Annotated in this window: 13 protein-coding genes; 5 read left to right on the top strand and 8 right to left on the bottom strand. The window is 71.2% G+C overall.

Going from position 1 to position 17,294, the window contains the following annotated elements; translation table 11 throughout:
- Positions 1 to 26: 26 nt before the first annotated feature.
- From ACVFI9_RS05805 to topA, 4 genes are read right to left on the bottom strand one after another with little or no spacing between them, the layout of a single operon-like run.
- Positions 27 to 1,607: an alpha/beta hydrolase gene (locus ACVFI9_RS05805; RefSeq protein ID WP_474765099.1), complete on the bottom strand. Its 1,581-nt coding sequence runs from the start codon at positions 1,605 to 1,607 to the stop codon at positions 27 to 29.
- Positions 1,604 to 2,797 (bottom strand): DNA polymerase III subunit delta', encoded by a 1,194-nt coding sequence (locus tag ACVFI9_RS05800; protein WP_474765098.1) that lies wholly within the window; start codon positions 2,795 to 2,797, stop codon positions 1,604 to 1,606. Before ACVFI9_RS05800 ends, ACVFI9_RS05805 begins: the two co-directional genes overlap by 4 nt.
- A 44-nt stretch (positions 2,798 to 2,841) precedes the next feature.
- Positions 2,842 to 3,462, bottom strand: a complete 621-nt coding sequence (gene tmk, locus ACVFI9_RS05795) for a dTMP kinase (protein ID WP_474765097.1) — start codon at positions 3,460 to 3,462, stop codon at positions 2,842 to 2,844.
- On the bottom strand, positions 3,459 to 6,254 hold the full coding sequence (topA, locus tag ACVFI9_RS05790; RefSeq protein WP_474765096.1) for a type I DNA topoisomerase: 2,796 nt from the start codon (positions 6,252 to 6,254) through the stop codon (positions 3,459 to 3,461). The genes tmk and topA overlap by 4 nt, the downstream gene beginning before the upstream one ends.
- A 209-nt stretch (positions 6,255 to 6,463) precedes the next feature.
- Here topA and ACVFI9_RS05785 point away from each other — a divergent pair, with 209 nt between their 5' ends.
- Complete coding sequence (locus tag ACVFI9_RS05785; protein WP_474765095.1) at positions 6,464 to 6,700, top strand: hypothetical protein; 237 nt, start codon at positions 6,464 to 6,466, stop codon at positions 6,698 to 6,700.
- Positions 6,701 to 6,712: 12 nt separating this feature from the next.
- Here the strand turns inward: ACVFI9_RS05785 and ACVFI9_RS05780 are convergent, their stop codons facing one another.
- The 4 genes from ACVFI9_RS05780 to ACVFI9_RS05765 all read right to left on the bottom strand — a co-directional run bounded on the left by ACVFI9_RS05780 (position 6,713) and on the right by ACVFI9_RS05765 (position 11,219).
- Positions 6,713 to 7,894: a bifunctional 2-methylcitrate synthase/citrate synthase gene (locus tag ACVFI9_RS05780; RefSeq protein ID WP_474765094.1), complete on the bottom strand. Its 1,182-nt coding sequence runs from the start codon at positions 7,892 to 7,894 to the stop codon at positions 6,713 to 6,715.
- Positions 7,895 to 7,917: 23 nt separating this feature from the next.
- Positions 7,918 to 8,817: a methylisocitrate lyase gene (prpB, locus tag ACVFI9_RS05775; protein ID WP_474765093.1), complete on the bottom strand. Its 900-nt coding sequence runs from the start codon at positions 8,815 to 8,817 to the stop codon at positions 7,918 to 7,920.
- Positions 8,818 to 8,826: 9 nt separating this feature from the next.
- Positions 8,827 to 10,389 (bottom strand): MmgE/PrpD family protein, encoded by a 1,563-nt coding sequence (locus ACVFI9_RS05770; RefSeq protein WP_474765092.1) that lies wholly within the window; start codon positions 10,387 to 10,389, stop codon positions 8,827 to 8,829.
- Positions 10,390 to 10,517: 128 nt separating this feature from the next.
- Complete coding sequence (locus tag ACVFI9_RS05765; protein ID WP_474765091.1) at positions 10,518 to 11,219, bottom strand: GntR family transcriptional regulator; 702 nt, start codon at positions 11,217 to 11,219, stop codon at positions 10,518 to 10,520.
- Between the two features lie 216 nt (positions 11,220 to 11,435).
- On the opposite strand from ACVFI9_RS05765, the gene ACVFI9_RS05760 reads away from it, so the two are divergent.
- The 4 genes from ACVFI9_RS05760 (at position 11,436) to ACVFI9_RS05745 (ending at position 17,288) form a co-directional block, all read left to right on the top strand.
- Entirely contained in the window at positions 11,436 to 13,397 is a 1,962-nt protein-coding gene (locus ACVFI9_RS05760; RefSeq protein WP_474765090.1) for an AMP-binding protein, read from the top strand.
- 116 nt (positions 13,398 to 13,513) lie between these two features.
- Complete coding sequence (gene acsA, locus ACVFI9_RS05755; protein ID WP_474765089.1) at positions 13,514 to 15,316, top strand: acetate--CoA ligase; 1,803 nt, start codon at positions 13,514 to 13,516, stop codon at positions 15,314 to 15,316.
- On the top strand, positions 15,313 to 16,314 hold the full coding sequence (gene pdhA, locus ACVFI9_RS05750; protein ID WP_474765088.1) for a pyruvate dehydrogenase (acetyl-transferring) E1 component subunit alpha: 1,002 nt from the start codon (positions 15,313 to 15,315) through the stop codon (positions 16,312 to 16,314). The genes acsA and pdhA overlap by 4 nt, the downstream gene beginning before the upstream one ends.
- Complete coding sequence (locus ACVFI9_RS05745) at positions 16,311 to 17,288, top strand: alpha-ketoacid dehydrogenase subunit beta (protein ID WP_474765087.1); 978 nt, start codon at positions 16,311 to 16,313, stop codon at positions 17,286 to 17,288. Before pdhA ends, ACVFI9_RS05745 begins: the two co-directional genes overlap by 4 nt.
- The last annotated feature ends 6 nt before the right edge of the window (positions 17,289 to 17,294 follow it).

The raw sequence follows: 17,294 nt of genomic DNA, 5'->3' as shown, positions 1-17,294 counted from the left end.
GGATCTGCGAGCCGCCGTTGACCACGTCAGCAGCGAGGATCGCTCGACGGAACGGTGCCGTCGATGAGGAACGCCTCCACCGTCCGGTCGACGCACGCGTTGGACTTGTTGTAGGCCGTGTGCCCCTCGCCGTCGTAGCTCACGAGCACGCCGCTCTCGAGTTGGTCGGCCAGTTCGACCGCCCACTCGTAGGGCGTCGCGGGGTCGCCCGTCGTGCCGATCACGAGGATGGGGGCCGCGCCCTCGGCGTGGATCGGCGCACGCTCGCGCGCGCTCTGGTGCGGCCAGTTCACGCACGCCAGGTCGCCGAACCCGAAGTACGGCCCGATGGTCGGCGCGGCTGCGGCGACCGACGCGGCCTTCTCGCGCATGACGCCTACATCGGACTGGTACGTGTAGTCGAGGCAGTTGATCGACCGGAACGACTCCGTCGAGTTGTCGCGATAGGTGCCGTCTTCGTTGCGCCCGTTGTAGCCGTCGGCGAACGACAGCGCGTAGTCGGCCTCGCCGAACATCACCGACTCGAGCATCTCGCTGAGGTACGGCCACGAGTCGGCCGAGTAGAGCGGGTAGATGATCGCGGTCAGCAGCGTGTCGGCGCCGACCATGCGGCCGTCGGTGCCGCGCAGCGGGCTCGCGTCGACGGAGGCGAGCAGGCGGCCCACCTCGGCCATTCCCGCGTCGGCCGTGCCCTCGAACGGGCAGTCGGTCGTGGTCAGGCAGTCCTCGAGATAGGCGCGCAGCGCCTGCTCGAACCCGACCGCCTGCGCCTCGGTGACCTCGGCATCGCTCGCCGACGGGTCGATCGCGCCGTCGAGCACGAGCCGGCCCACCTTGTCGGGATAGAGGTCGGCGTAGGTCGCGCCGAGGAAGGTGCCGTAGGAGTAGCCGAGGTAGTTGAGCTGCTCGTCGCCGAGGATCGCCCGCAGCAGGTCGAGGTCGCGCGCGGCGCTCACCGTGTCGACCTCGCCGAGCAGCTCGCCCGTGCGCTCGGCGCAGGCTCGGCCGAAGTCCGCCGACGCCGCGCCGACCGTCTCGACCCACTCATCGCTGCCGCGTTCGGCCGGCACGATGCCGTAGAGGAACTCGTCCATCTGCTCGGCGTCGTAGCAGGCGACGGCCGACGACCGGCCGACGCCCCGCGGGTCGAAGCCGACGACGTCGAACCGCTCGCGCAGCGGCGCGCCCACCGCGTACTCGAGCGAATCGGCGATGAACTCGTATCCGGACCCACCCGGGCCGCCGGGGTTCACGAGCAGTGAGCCGATGCGATCGCCGCTTGCCACATGGCGCACGAGTGCCAGCTCGATCTCACCGCGCCCGGGATCGTCCCAGTCGAGCGGCGCCGTCGCGGTCGCGCAGCCCATGCCGTCGCCGCAGCGTTCCCACTCGAGCACCTGCGTGTAGAACGGGCGCAGCGACTCCTCGACCCGCTCCCCGGTCGGTGTGGAGCGCGGCCCCTCGCCGCCGCCGAGGAACGTCGGCATGCAGCCGGTGAGCGCGAGCAGCGCGACGAGCACGCCCGCGACGACGCCCGATCGCGCACCGCGCGGCATCCGCGGCATGGGCGGCATCCGCCGGATCGTCGTCATTCGTGCGCCGGTCATGCGGCCCCCCGTTCGGTGGTGGTGGTGCGGATCGCGGACACGAGCATCGCCTCGAGGGCGAGCGCGGGCTGCACGTTGCCGTCGATGCGCTCGCGCGCGGTCTGGATGGCGTCGAGCGTCGCGAGCGTGGTCGCCGGAGCAGCGGATGCCGCGGCCCGGCGCATCTCGGGTTCGAGCTCGCGGTTGACGAGGTCGACGCGGGCGTCGAGCTGGATCAGCAGGATGTCGCGGTACAGCGACGCCAGGTCGACGAGGATGCGGTCGATGCCGTCGCGGAGGCTCCTCGTGGCCCGCCGCTTCTGGTCGTCCTCGAGCGCCTTCAGCTGCGGCCGGAGGGCGGCGGGCACGGCCTGGCCCGGCGCGAGGCCGAGGGAGTGCAGCGCGTGCGCGCGCTCCTCGGCGTCGCGCAGCTCGGTGATCGCCCGGGCATCGTCGCCCGCGATCTCGAGGAAGCGCGCGGCCGTGGCCACGGCCGTCGCCGCCGACCGCACCGTGAGGGCGAGGCGCAGCGTCTCGGCGCGGCGAAGGCGCGCCTCCTCGCTCGTGGCGAGCCGGTGCGCCATGCCGATGTGGCACTGGGCCTCGCGGGCCGACCGCTCGGCCAGGGCCGGCTCGACGCCGTCGCGCCGTTCGAGGAGCGCGGCCACCTCGGCCACCGTCGGCATCTGCAGTCGCACGGTGCGCACGCGCGAGCGGATGGTGGGGATGAGGTCGGCCTCGCTGGGTGCGCAGAGGATCCAGACCGTGCGCTCGGGCGGTTCCTCGAGCTCCTTCAGCAGGAAGTTCGAGGTCTGCTCGGTCATGCGGTCGGCGTCCTCGACGATGATGACGCGGTGGCGGCCGACCGACGGCGAGTAATGCGAACGCCGCACGATCTCGCGCACGTCGTCGCGCTTGATGATGACACCCTCGGTGGCGAGCACCTGCAGGTCGGGATGGCTGCGCGCCTCGACCTGGATGCGGGTCGCCTCGTCGCCGTCGGGGGCGCCCGAGATGAGTGCCGTCGCGAACGCGTAGGCGAGGTTCGATCGCCCAGACCCCGGCGGGCCGGTGATGAGCCACGAATGCGTCATCTGCTGCGATGCGGCGTCGAGCGGGTTCGAGGCGTCGGATGCCTCGGCCGACGCCGCCGCGGCGCGGAACACGGCGATCGCCTGCTCCTGCCCGGTCAGGTCGCTCCACACGCTCACGAGACCACGCTACCTTCCGCCGCCGACCGTGGATCCGCGCCCGATCAGAGCAGGGCCGCGACGCGGTCGCGGATCGTCGCGGCGATGTCGTCGACGGCGAGCGCCGCGTCGACCACGAGGAACCGCTCGGGCTCGGCGGCGGCCAGTTCGAGGTAGGCGGTGCGCACGCGATCGTGGAACTCGGATGCCTCGGCCTCGAGCCGGTCGTACCGGGTGCGCGCCGCGTCGAGGCGACCGCGCGCGGCCGCGGCATCGAGGTCGAGGAGGATCGTGAGGTCGGGGCGCAGGCCCTCGGTCGCCCATTCGGAGGCGGACCGCACCTCCTCGGGGTCGAGCACGCGCCCGGCACCCTGGTAGGCGACCGACGAGTCGATGTAGCGGTCCTGGATCACGATGTCGCCGCGTTCCAGCGCGGGACGCACGACCGTGGCGACGTGGTGCGCCCGGTCGGCGGCGTACAGCAGCGCCTCGGCGCGCGGCGCGATGTCGCCCCGGTGATGCAGCACGATCTCGCGCACCTCGACGCCCACCTCGGTGCCGCCGGGCTCGCGCGTGCGCACCACCGTGCGACCTCGATCTGTGAGCCACTCCTCGAGGAGCTCCGCCTGCGTCGTCTTGCCCGATCCGTCGCCGCCCTCGAGCGTGATGAAGACGCCGCGCGTCACGTGGTGCTCTTCTTGGCGGGCGCCTTCTTCGCGGGGGCCTTCTTGGCGGCCGTGGAGCGGGTGGTGGTGCGCTTCGCCCTCGGCGCAGCTGGCCCCTTGTCGCGCTTCTGCTGCAGCAGCTCGACGGCGCGCTCGAACGTGATGTCCTCGACCGACTCCGCACGCGGGATCGTCGCGTTCGTCGTGCCGTCGGTGACGTACGGGCCGAACCGGCCGTCCTTCACCTTGATGGGCTTGCCGCTCACGGGGTCGGCGTCGAACTCCTTGAGCGCGCTCGACGCACGGCGGGCGCCGTACTTCGGCTGCGCGAACAGCTCCAGCGCCCCGGCGAGGTCGACCTCGAAGATCGCATCCTCGCTCGGCAGCGTGCGGGTGTCGGCGCCCTTCTTGAGGTACGGGCCGTAGCGGCCGTTCTGCGCGGTGATCTCGTCGCCCGACTCGGGGTCGATGCCCACCACACGCGGGAGGTCGAGCAGCTTCAGGGCGGTGTCAAGGTCGATCTCCTCGATCTGCATGCTCTTGAAGAGCGACGCGGTGCGCGGCTTCGGCGCGGCGGCCTTCTTCGCGCCGCGCTTCGGCTTCGGGGCGTCGACGACCTCGCCGGTGGCCGTGTCGACGGATGCCTCCGGCTCGGGCTCCACCTCGGTCACGTACGGCCCGAACCGGCCGTCCTTCACGACGACCTCCTTGCCGTTCGCGGGATTCACGCCGAGCACCCGGTCGCCCTGCACCGGCGCCTCGATGAGCTCGCGGGCCTTCGCCTCGGTGAGCTCGTCGGGCGCGAGGTCCTGCGGCAGGTTCACGCGCCGCGGCGGTGCGTCGGGCGCGGCGTCGGGGTCGACCGTCTCGAGGTAGGGCCCGTACTTGCCGATGCGCAACGTGATGTCGGGCGCGATGGCGACGGAGTTGATCTCACGCGCATCGATGTCGCCGAGGTTGTCGACCACCTGGCGGAGCCCGCGGTGCCGGTCGGAGCCGAAGTAGAAGCTCGACAGCCAGTCGACGCGGTCGGCCTCACCGGCGGCGATGTGGTCGAGGTCGTCCTCCATCTCGGCAGTGAAGTCGTACTCGACGAGGTCGCCGAAGTGCTCCTCGAGCAGCCGCACGACCGAGAACGCCACCCAGCTGGGCACGAGGGCCTGGCCGCGCTGCGTGACGTAGCCGCGGTCGAGGATCGTCGAGATGATCGACGCGAACGTCGACGGGCGGCCGATGCCGAGCTCCTCGAGGCGCTTGACGAGGCTCGCCTCGGTGTAGCGCGGGGGCGGGCTGGTCTCGTGACCCTTCGCCGCGAGGTCGACGAGACCGACCGCCTGGCCCTCCTTCAGCGGCGGGAGCTTGGCCTCGCCGGGCGTGTCGTCGGCGTTCCGTTCCTCGTCGTGTCCCTCCTCATAGGCCGCGAGGAAGCCGCGGAACGTGATGACGGTGCCGCTGGCCGTGAACTCGGCGATGGCGCCTGCGACGGCGACGGATGCCTCGGCCGGCGCCGGGGCATCCGGAGCCGTCGGTCCGACCTCGATGGTGACCGTCGCCGTCTGGCCCTTCGCGTCGGCCATCTGCGAGGCGACGGTGCGCTTCCAGATGAGGTCGTACAGCTTGAACTCGCTGCCGCGGAGCACGCTCTGGAGCTCGGAGGGCGTGCGGAACACGTCGCCCGACGGGCGGATCGCCTCGTGGGCCTCCTGCGCGTTCTTCGACTTGCTCGCGTAGACGCGGGGCTTGTCGGGAATCGAGTCCGCGCCGTAGAGCGCGGTCGCCTGCTTCCGGGCGGCGCTGACGGCCTGCTGCGACAGCGACGTCGAGTCGGTGCGCATATAGGTGATGTAGCCGTTCTCGTAGAGCGACTGCGCCACGCGCATGGTGTCGCGCGCCGAGAGCCGGAGCTTGCGCGCGGACTCCTGCTGCAGCGTCGACGTGGTGAACGGCGCGGCGGGGCGGCGCGAGTACGGCTTCGACTCGACCTTGGCCACCGTGCGGGCGACGCCGTCGGCCCGCAGCGCCGCGGCGAGCGACTCGGCGACCCGCTCGTCGAGCACGACCGCCTTCGACTTGAGCTTGCCCGCATCGTCGAAGTCGCGGCCCGTGGCGACACGCTCGCCGCCGAGGCGGACGAGCCGCGCTTCGAACGATGGCGCGTCCGAGGCCTCCGTCGCGCCCGTGAAGCGGCCGATGAGATCCCAGTAGCCGGCTGCGACGAAGGCCAACCGCTCGCGCTCGCGGTCGACGACGAGCCGCGTGGCGGCCGACTGCACTCGGCCGGCGGAGAGGCCGGGGCCGACCTTGCGCCAGAGCACCGGGGAGACCTCGTAGCCGTAGAGCCGGTCGAGGATGCGTCGGGTCTCCTGCGCGTCGACGAGTGCCGTGTCGAGTTCGCGGGTGTTGTCCTTCGCCTTCTCGATGGCGTCCTTCGTGATCTCGTGGAACACCATGCGCCGCACGGGCACCTTGGGCTTGAGCTCCTGCAGGAGGTGCCACGCGATGGCCTCGCCCTCGCGGTCCTCATCGGTGGCGAGCAGGAGTTCGTCGGCGCCCTTCAGCGCGCGCTTGAGCTCGGCGACCGTCTTCTTCTTCGCGTCGGACACCACGTAGTAGGGCTCGAAGCCGTGCTCGACGTCGACCGAGAACTTGCCGAGCGACCCCTTCTTCAGGTCGGCGGGCAGGTTCTTCGGCTCGATGAGGTCCCGGATGTGACCGACCGACGAGAGCACCTCGTAGCCCTCGCCCAGGTACTGGGCGATCGACTTCATCTTGGTCGGCGACTCCACGATGACCAACTTCTTCGCGCCTGCCACCGGACTCCTCTTAACTCGTGCAAATGGGGGGAAACGCACAGACCGGGCTCGTCCCCCCGAGCGGTGTGCCGTCGATCGGCGATGGGTCGCGCCGACAGCCACACCATACACACACTCACCGTGAGTGCACCCACCCGGAGTCGGCGGAGGGGGTCGGAAACGCCCACGCCACCCCTTGCACAACCCGGGTCGCAGAGGAGAATGGCGACATGGACACCTCTTCCACGAGCTCGTACACCGCCAAGCTGATCGACGGTCCGCTCGAGGGCAAGACGGTCTCGACCGCCTTCCTCGACTCGGGCGACCCGCGCCCCAGGCTCGAGTTGAGCGGGGAGCACGGCAAGCGCTACGTCTACTCCCGCTCCGCCGGACTCGAGTTCACCGGTGAGGACGACGACCGGCCCACCGCGGTCGAGTACCGGTTCATCGAGACCGTCTTCGACTGAGTTCCTCCGTCGCTACTCGACCACCGGGACGTGGCGCTCGTCGACGCCGTTGTAGGCCGACAGCGGCCGGATGAGCGCGTTGGATGCCGCCTGCTCGATGATGTGCGCCGTCCAGCCCGTCACGCGTGAGGCGACGAAGAGCGGCGTGAACGTGAGCGTGTCGAAGCCCATGAGGTGGTACGCCGGACCCGACGGGTAGTCGAGGTTCGGGTGGATGCCCTTGCGGGCGACGAACTCGGCCGAGAGGGTGTCGTAGAGCTCCGCGACATCCGGCCGGTCGTAGTGCTCGATGAGCGTGTCGAGCGCGGCCTTCATGGTGGGCACGCGCGAGTCGCCGTGCTTGTACACGCGGTGGCCGAAGCCCATGATCTTGCGCTTCTCGGCGAGCGCGGCGTCGAGCCACGGCACGACGTTCGCGGCCGTGCCGATCTCGTCGAAGATGTGCATCACGGCCTCGTTCGCGCCGCCGTGCAGCGGGCCCTTGAGGGCGCCGATGCCGCCGACCACGGCCGAGTAGAGGTCGCTGAGGGTCGAGGTGATGACGCGCGAGGTGAACGTCGAGGCGTTGAACGAGTGCTCGGCGTAGAGGATCATCGACACGTCGAACGCGTCGACCACGAGCTGGTCGGGCACCTCGCCGAACGTCATGTGCAGGAAGTTCGCCGAGTAGTCGAGGTCGTCGCGCGGCGGCACGACGTCCTGGCCGCGGCGGCGGCGCTGGTCGTAGGCGACCACGGCCGGCAGCGCGGCGAAGAGGGCCTTCGCCTTGGCGAGGTTCGCCTCGGGGCTCGCGTCGTCGGCGGCCGGGTCGGATGCCCCGATCACGCTCACGGCGGTGCGAACCACGTCCATCGGGTGCGCGGTGGTGGGCAGCAGGTCGATCGCGGCCTTCACGTTCGGCTGCAGCGAGCGGCCGGCACGCTCGGCCGCGCGGAACTCGGCCAGCTGTGCGGCATCCGGAAGCTCGCCGTGCCAGAGCAGGTACGCGACCTCCTCGAACCGCTTGTGCGCCGCCAGCTCCTGCACGGGGTACCCGCGGTAGAGCAGCGAGTTGCTCTCGGGATTGACCTTCGAGATCGCCGTGCGGTCGACGACGACGCCGGCGAGCCCCTTGCGGATCTCGGGCTCGGCGGGAGCGTTGGCGGATGCCGCAGGGGTGGTGTCCGCGGCGGGCGCGGTGATGGTGTCGGTCATGCCGGGATCGCTTTCTCGAGGCCTCAGCGCGCGACGCTGAAGTTGAAGATGGAGGTGTCGAAGTGGTTGTAGCCCTCGTAGTCGATGAGCTCGTAGAGGTCGGCGCGGTGCTGCATCTCGGGGAGCAGGCGCGTGAGCGAGCCGGCATCCGTCAGCTCGTCGAGGGCGCGCCCGGTGGCGCCCATGGCGATGCGCAGCATCGAGACCGGCCAGATCACGATGTTCATGCCGACATCGGCGAGTTGCTGCACGGTGAACAGCTCGCTCTTGCCGAACTCGGTCATGTTCGCGAGCAGCGGCACGTCGACGGCGGCGCGGATCGCGGCGAACTCCTCGAGCGAGGCCATCGCCTCGGGGAAGATCGCGTCGGCGCCCGCGTCGACGAGCCTCTTCGCGCGGTCGACCGCCGCGTCGAGGCCGTCGACGGCGCGGATGTCGGTACGCGCCATGATGAGGAAGTTCTCGTCGCGGCGGGCGTCGACGGCGGCGGCGATGCGCTGCAGGGCGGTGTTCTCGTCGACGACCTGCTTGCCGTCGAGGTGGCCGCAGCGCTTCGGGTTGACCTGGTCCTCGATGTGCAGGCCCGCAAGGCCGGCATCCTCGAGCTCCTGCACGGTGCGCGCCACGTTCATCGGCTCACCGAAGCCGGTGTCGGCGTCGATGATGGCGGGCAGTTCCGTCATGCGCGCGATCTGCCGACCGCGGCCGGCCACCTCGCTGAGCGTCGTCAGGCCGATGTCGGGCAGGCCGAGGTCGGCCGACAGCACGGCGCCCGAGATGTAGACGCCGTCGAAGCCCTTGCGCTCGATGAGTCGCGCCGAGAGCGGGTTGAACGCCCCCGGGAACCGCATGATCTCGCCGGTCGCGAGGCGCTCCCGGAATTTCCGGCGCTTCTCGTGGGCGGGTGTCTGTGCGTACAGCATGGTGACCTCCTAGAAGATGCCGACGGGTGAGTCGACCTGTGCGAGCACGCCGGGAGCGGCGACGATGGTGAGCTGGCCGAGTTCCTCGGGCTTCAGCTCGGGGAGGCGCTGGGCGACGTCGAGGAACCGCTCGATCTCGGCGGCCTCGAGCACGTCGGCGGCGAGGGTGCGGAACTTGTGCACGTACTGCTCGCGACCGAACGGCCGAGCACCGAGCGGGTGCGCGTCGGCGACGGCGATCTCGTCGACGATCTCGCCGCCGTCGGCCAGCGTGATGACGACCCGTCCGCCGAACGCCTTCTCGGCGATGTCGAGCGAGTGGTAGCGGCGGGTCCACTCGGGGTCCTCGACCGTGGTGACCTTGCGCCAGAGCTCGACGGTGTCGGGCCGGCCGGCGCGCTCGGGAGCGTACGAGTCGACGTGGTGCCAGGCGCCGTCCTGCAGGGCGACCGTGAAGATGTACGGGATCGAGTGGTCGAGCGTCTCGCGCGAGGCGGTCGGGTCGTACTTCTGCGGGTCGTTGGCGCCCGAGCCGATCACGTAGTGCGTGTGGTGCGAGGTGTGGATGACGACGCTCGCGATCTTCGACGGGTCGGCGACGAGCTCGGGGTGCTCGCGGTGGAGCTTGCGTGCGAGGTCGATCCACGCCTGGGCCTGGTACTCGGCCGAGTGCTCCTTCGTGTAGGAGTCGAGGATGGCCCGCTTGGCCGCGCCGCGCTCGGGCAGGGGCACCTCGTACGCGGCATCCGGGCCGTCGAGGAGCCACGCGATGACCCCGTCCTCGCCCTCGTAGATGGGGGTCGGGCTCGTCTGGCCGCGCATGGCGCGGTCGACCGCCTCGACGGCCATCTTGCCCGCGAACGCCGGGGCGTGGGCCTTCCAGCTGGAGATCTCGCCCTTGCGCGACTGGCGGGTGGCGGTGGTCGTGTGCAGGGCCTGGCCGATCGACTGGAAGATCGTGGTGACGTCGAGGCCGAGCAGGGTGCCGATGCCGGCGGCCGCCGAGGGTCCGAGGTGGGCGACGTGGTCGATCTTGTGCCGGTGCAGCGAGATCGCCTTGACCAGGTCGATCTGGATCTCGTAGCCCGTGGCGAGACCGCGCACGAGCTCGCGGCCGGTGAGGCCGCGGGCCCCGGCGAGGTGCTGGGCGACGGCGACGATCGGCGGGATGTTGTCGCCCGGGTGCGAGTACTCGGCCGCGAGGAAGGTGTCGTGGTAGTCGAGCTCCCGCACGGCGACGCCGTTGGCCCACGCCGCCCACTCGGGGCTCGTGCGGCGCGCGGCGTCGAGGCCGAACACGGTCGCGCCCTCGCCGTGGATCGAGACGGGGTGCGACGTCGCCTGCGAGCGTGCGGCCACGACCGGCTCGCGCGTGAGGGAGGCCGCGGCCACTGAGGCGTTGTCGATGACGCGGTTGATCACCATCTCGGTGACCTCCTCGGTCACCTCGACGGGATCGGCGGCGACCTCGGCGATCTTCCACGCGAGCTGGTCCTGGCGGGCGAGGTTCTCCTCGCTGCGGTGCACGCGCACGTGGTGGAGCTGCACGGCGGGGGTCTTCAGGTCGGTCATGTCGTTCTCGTCGCCTCTGTTCGGTGGGGTGGTCGTCGGGGTCTGGTCGTCGGTGGTCTTGTCGGTCTGGTCGTCGGGGTCTCGTCGTCGGGGTCTCGTCGTCGGGGTCTCGTCGTCGGCCGGATGCGTCAGGCCACCCTCGGCCCGAGTGCGTCGGCGTCCGCCTCGGCAGCGGGCGCAACCGCGGGCTCGGCGCCGGCGGGCGCCGTGGCGAGGGCGTTCGTGAGGCTCATGTGGAGGTGCACGTGGGTGGCGTGCGAGGCGAGCTCGGCGTCGCGCGCGAGGATCGCCTCGACGATGAGCAGGTGTTCGCCGGCGGCCGCGCGCAGTCGTTCGGGGTTGTGCCGCGACAGCCGACGGATGCGCGCGGAGTGCAGCTGGACGCTGCGCAGGGCCGTGGCGAGGAACGGGTTCGCGGCGGCCTCCTCGATGGCGTCGTCGAGGTCGTCCACGATCTCGAAGTACGGGGCCAGCCCCGGTTCGCCCTGGGCGAGGAGCCGAGGGGCCCCGAGGAGTCGATCGCGGATGAGCAGGAACGGAACGGCCTCGCCCCGCTGCGCCGCGAGTGCTGCCGCCTTCGCCTCGAGCGCCTCTCGCAACTCGTACAGCGAGACGATGTCGTCGCGCGACACGGCGGTGACGACGGCTCCGCGCCCGGACGCATCGACGAGGCCGTCGGCGGCGAGCTGCCGCAGCGCCTCGCGCACGGGGGTGCGACTCACCCCGAGGCGCGTGGACTGCTCGACCTCCTGCAGCACCGTTCCCGGCTCGAGCGTGCCGTCGAGGATCTCGGTGCGGAGGGTGCGGTAGGCGCGGTCGCCAGCTCGCATGGTGTCCCCTCCCGTCAGCCTCGGCGTTCGGTTCATGTATACACGGACCCTTTGGATGCGGCAAGTTCACCGCGTCTTTCCTGAGATTCTTCCCAACGGAGTCGTGAGATCCCGGGTATGTGTATACATTGGGACCCTCACGCCAGAGCCGGCGTGACACGACAGCACGTCCCGGGGCAGTGGCATCGTCGCCCGCCTCGATGGGGAGGAGCGGCGATGAGCACGAGCAGGTATGCCGACGAGTACCGCCGGAGCCTGGAACATCCCGAGCAGTTCTGGCTCGAGGCATCCGGCCTCGTCGACTGGAACCGCCCGCCCAGCCGTGCGCTCGACGACGGCAACGCCCCCATCTACCGGTGGTACCCCGACGGCACGCTCAACGTGAGCGCCAACGCCCTCGACCGCTGGGTCGCGGCCGGCCGCGGCGACCAGGTCGCGCTCGCCTACGACTCGGCGATGACCGGCTCGAAACGCACCTTCACGTACGCCGAACTGCTGCACGAGGTCGCGCTCTTCGCGGGAGTGCTCCGCAACAACGGCGTCGAGCGGGGCGACCGCGTCGCGATCTACCTGCCGATGACCCCCGAGGCCGTCATCGCCATGCTCGCCTGCGCGCGCATCGGCGCCGTGCACTCGGTCATCTTCGGCGGCTTCGCGGCGAACGAGCTCGCGGTGCGCATCCAGGACGCCGAGCCGAAGCTCATCGTCACCTCGTCGGGCGGGCTCGAGCCCGGCCGCAGCGTCGAGTACCTGCCGATCATCGAGAAGGCGCTCGCGATGATCGTGGGCGATCGCTCGGTGACGGATGCCACGACCACGTCGATCAGCGTGATCCCCGAAGACGAGCTCAGCGTGCAGGGCGTGATCGTGCGCAACCGCGAGGCGGTCGCGGGCAGCGCGGCCGAGTTCGACGGCCGCATCGGCATCGACTGGCTCGACTGGGAGGAGGAGCTCGCCGAGGCCGAGCCCGTCGGCCCGGTGGAGCTCGCGGCGACCGACCCGCTCTACATCCTCTACACGTCGGGCACGACCGGCACCCCGAAGGGCGTCGTGCGCGACCACGGCGGCTACGCGGTCGCCCTGGCCTGGTCGATGCGGAACATCTACGACCTCCACCCCGGCGACGTGATGTGGACGGCCTCCGACGTCGGCTGGGTCGTCGGCCACAGCTACATCGTCTACGGGCCGCTGCTCGCCGGTGCGACCACGGTGCTCTACGAGGGCAAGCCCGTCGGCACCCCCGACGCGGGCGCGTTCTGGCGCATGGTCGACGAGTACCGCGTGAAGGTGCTCTTCTCGGCACCGACGGCCATTCGCGCCATCCGCCGCGAGGACCCGGGGCTCGAGCACCTGCGCCGCTACGACACGTCGACCCTCGAGGCGCTGTTCCTCGCCGGCGAGCGCCTCGACACCGAGACGTACCACTGGATCAACGACGCCCTGCACTGCCCGGTCGTCGACCACTGGTGGCAGACCGAGACCGGCTGGGCGATCGCCGCGAACCCGCGCGGCATCGAGCCGCTGCCGGTGAAGCCGGGCTCGCCCACCGTGCCGGTGCCGGGCTACCGCGTCGCCATCGTCGACGGCAAGGGCAGGCCCGTTCCGGTCGGCACGGAGGGCAACATCGTGCTCGAGCTGCCGCTCCCGCCGGGCAGCCTGCCCACCCTGTGGGGCGGCGACGACCGGTACGTCTCCTCGTACCTGACCGCCTTCCCCGGCCACTACGCGACCGGCGACAGCGGCTACCTCGACGACGACGGCTACGTCTACGTCATGGGGCGCACCGACGACGTCATCAACGTCGCGGGGCACCGGCTCTCGACGGGCACCCTCGAGGAGGCGATCAACCATCACCCCGCGATCGCCGAGGTCGCCGTGATCGGCGTCAAGGACGAGCTCAAGGGGCAGCGGGCCGCCGGATTCGTGACGCTCAAGCACGGCACCGACGTCGACCACGACCGCCTCGTGAAGGAGCTCGTCGCGCTCGTGCGCGAGACCGTCGGACCCGTCGCCGCGTTCCGCGACGTGACCGTGCTCGAGCGGCTGCCCAAGACCCGGTCGGGCAAGATCCTCCGCAAGACCATGCGGCAGATCGCCGACGGCGAGTCCTACAAGGTGCCGGCGACGATCGAGGACCCGACGGTGCTCACCGCCCTGGAGGCGGCCCTGCGCGGGTAGGGGTAGCCGGGTGGCGCGGGTCGCCGGATGCACGAGCTTTGCGGCGGCCCGCCCCGCCCACGGGCGACGGGACGAAGGGCCCGTGGCGGCACCTCGCGCGCGCATAGCCTCAGGCCATGGAGGCATCGACACGGTCGACCACCCGCTGGCCCACGATCTCCAAGGAGCTCGCGTCCTTCACGGTGACGCCCAACCTCCTCGACTACGACGAGGCCCGCGCATCGTTCACCTGGGACGACGCGCGCCGAGCCCTGCCGGGGCTCCCCGGCGGCGGCGTGAACATCGCCTACGAAGCCGTCGATCGGCACGCGACGGGCGAGTTCGGCCGGCGTGACGCCCTGCGGTTCGTGCGCGCGGACGGCGGCATCCGTTCCCTCAGCTTCACGGCGCTGTCGGAGGAGACCGACCGGTTCGCGAGCCTGCTGCGGATGCTCGGCGTTCAGCGCGGCGAGCGCGTGTTCTCGCTCCTCGGCCGCTCGCCCGCCCTGTACGCCGCGGTGCTCGGCACCCTGAAGCACGGCGCGGTGTTCTGCCCCCTGTTCTCGGCATTCGGGCCCGAACCCGTGCGGCAGCGTCTCGAGCTCGGCTCGGGCGTCGTGCTCGTCACGACCCGGGCGCTCTACCGCAGGAAGGTGGCGAGCATCCGCGACGCGCTGCCCGCCCTGCGCCACGTGCTCCTCATCGACGCCGACGGCGAGCCCGAGCGCGGCACGCTCGACCTCGGGGCCCTCATCGCCGAGGCGCCCCCGTACGGCCCCATTGCGGCCATGCAGCCCGAGGACATGGCGCTGCTGCATTTCACGAGCGGCACGACGGGCCGGCCGAAGGGTGCGGTGCACGTGCACGACGCCGTGGTCGCCCACTTCGCGACGGGTCGATTCGCCCTGGACCTGCATCCCGACGACGTCTACTGGTGCACGGCCGACCCCGGCTGGGTGACGGGCACCTCGTACGGCATCATCGCCCCGCTCGTGCACGGGGTGACCACCGTGGTCGATGAGGAGGAGATGGACGCCGAGCGCTGGTACCGCATCCTGGCCGACCAGCGGGTCACGGTCTGGTACACCGCGCCGACCGCGCTGCGCATGCTCATGAAGGCCGGCGCCGAACGGGCGAAGGCGCACGACCTCTCGTCGCTGCGGTTCGTGGCGAGCGTCGGAGAACCGCTCAACCCCGAGGTTGTCGTCTGGGGGCAGGAGGCGTTCGGGCTGCCGATCCACGACAACTGGTGGCAGACCGAGACCGGCGGGATCATGATCTCGAACTACCCGGCCATGGACATCCGGCCCGGTTCGATGGGGCGTCCGCTGCCCGGCATCGAGGCGGCCATCGTCGCCCGCGACGAGGCCGGTGCGCCGGTCGTGCACGACGGCGAGGTCGAGCTCGTCACCGACCCCGACACGATGGGCGAACTGGCACTGCGACCAGGCTGGCCGTCGATGTTCCGCGGCTACCTCGACGAGGAGGCGCGGTACCGCAAGTGCTTCGTCGGCGGCTGGTACCTCACGGGCGACCTCGCGCGCCGGGACGAGGACGGCTACTACTGGTTCGTCGGGCGCGGCGACGACGTGATCAAGTCGTCGGGGCACCTCATCGGCCCGTTCGAGGTGGAGAGCTCGCTCATGGAGCACGACGCCGTCGCCGAGGCCGGCGTCATCGGGGTGCCCGATCCGGTCGCCGGCGAGGTCGTCAAGGCGTTCGTCGAGCTGAAGCCCGGTGTCGAGGCATCCGACGCACTCAGGCGCGACATCATCGGGTTCGCCCGCAAGCGGCTCGGCGCCGCCGTCGCACCGCGGGAGCTCGAGTTCACCACGGCGCTGCCGAAGACCCGCAGCGGCAAGATCCTGCGCCGGCTGCTGAAGTCCCGCGAGCTCGGGCTGCCCGAGGGCGACACCTCGACCCTGGAGGCCGGACGGTGACCCAGGACGACACGGCCGCGGCCATCACGCGGGACCCCGAGCACGTGCGGTACCTGCTGGGCCAGATGCTGCGAGTGCGCCGTCTCGAGGAGGCGTGCGTCGAGCTGTACAGCGCGACGAAGATCCGCGGATTCCTGCACGTGTACATCGGCGAGGAGGCGGTCGCCACGGGCGTCATGTCGGTGCTCGGGCCGGATGACGCGGTCGTCGCGACCTACCGCGAACACGGGCACGCACTCCTGCGCGGGGTCTCGGCGAACGCGATCATGGCCGAGATGTACGGACACGCCGAGGGGTGCTGCCGCGGCCGCGGCGGGTCGATGCACCTCTTCGACGCCGGGACCCGCTTCTACGGCGGCAACGCGATCGTGGCGGGCGGGCTGCCGCTCGCCGTCGGGCTCGCGCTCGCCGACAAGCTCTCGGGCCGCGACCGGGTGACGGTGTGCTTCTTCGGCGAGGGCGCGGTGGCCGAGGGCGAGTTCCACGAGAGCCTGAACCTGGCGGCGCTCTGGGACCTGCCGGTGCTGTTCTGCTGCGAGAACAACCTCTACGCGATGGGCACGGCGATCGAGCGGTCGGAGTCGCAGACCGACATCGCGCTCAAGGCCTCGGGGTACGCGATCGCGTCGTGGGCGGTCGACGGCATGGACGTGCTCGCGGTCGAGGAGTCCGCGCGGCGAGCGGTCGATGCCGTGCGTGCCGGGGCGGGGCCGCACTTCCTCGAGCTGCGCACCTACCGCTTCCGCGCGCACTCGATGTTCGACCCCGAGCGATACCGCGAGAAGGCCGAGGTCGAGCGGTGGATGGAGCGCGACCCCGTCGAGCTGCTCCGCGCCGCCCTCGAGGCGCAGGGCGCCCTCCCGGCCGATGAGTGGGCGGCGCTCCGGCACGAGGTCGAGGAGGAGGTGCAGGCCGCCATCGCGTTCGCGGAGGCCGGCACGCTCGAGCCCGTCGAGGAGCTCGCGCGCTTCGTGTACAGCGAACGGACGGCGCCGTGAAGACGACCTACCGCGAGGCGATGCGGGCCGCGATCCGCGAGGCGCTGCAGCGCGACGAGCGCGTGTTCCTCATGGGCGAGGACGTCGGCCGCTACGGCGGCGGCTTCGCCGTGAGCCTCGGGCTGCTCGAGGAGTTCGGACCGGTCCGCATCCGCGACACGCCCCTCTCCGAGGCGGGGTTCGTCGGTGCGGGCATCGGCGCGGCGCTCGGCGGCATGCGACCGATCGTCGAGATCATGACGGTCAACTTCAGCCTGCTCGCGCTCGACCAGATCGTGAACAACGCGGCGACGCTGCTGCACATGTCGGGAGGGCAGTTCAACGTGCCCATCGTGATCCGCATGACGACCGGCGGAGGACGCCAGCTGGCGGCGCAGCACTCGCACAGCCTCGAGGGATGGCTCGCGCACATCCCGGGACTTCGGATCCTGGCGCCCGCGACGCTCGAGGACGCTCGCGGCATGCTGTGGACGGCACTCGAGGACCCCGACCCCGTGCTCATCTTCGAGCACGGCTCGCTCTACAACGTCGCCGGGGAACTCGCGGATGACGCGGGCGCCGTCGACATCGACCGCGCCGCCGTTCGGCGCGAGGGGTCGGATGTCTCGATCATCACGTACGGCGGCACGCTCCCGACCGCCCTCGCGGCGGCCGAGGTGCTGCACGACGACGGGATCGACGCCGACGTGCTCGACCTGCGCACTCTGCGTCCCCTCGACGACGCCGCCATCATGGCGACCGTCGCCAAGACGCATCGCGCCGTCGTGGTCGACGAGGGATGGCGAAGCGGCGGCCTCTCGGCCGAGCTCAGCGCGCGCATCACCGAGGAGGCGTTCTACGACCTGGATGCCCCGGTCGCGCGGGTCTGCAGCGAGGAGGTGCCGATCCCGTACGCCAAGCACCTCGAGGATGCGGCGCTGCCGACGGTCGAGCGCGTCGTGGCCGCGGTCCGCGAGGTGGTGGGCGCCCGGTGAGTTCCG

The sequence above is a fragment of the Agromyces sp. NSFZ genome, from assembly GCF_056156205.1.
The sequence above is the reverse complement of the archived record's forward strand: the minus strand, read 5'-3'. Positions and strand labels throughout refer to the sequence as shown.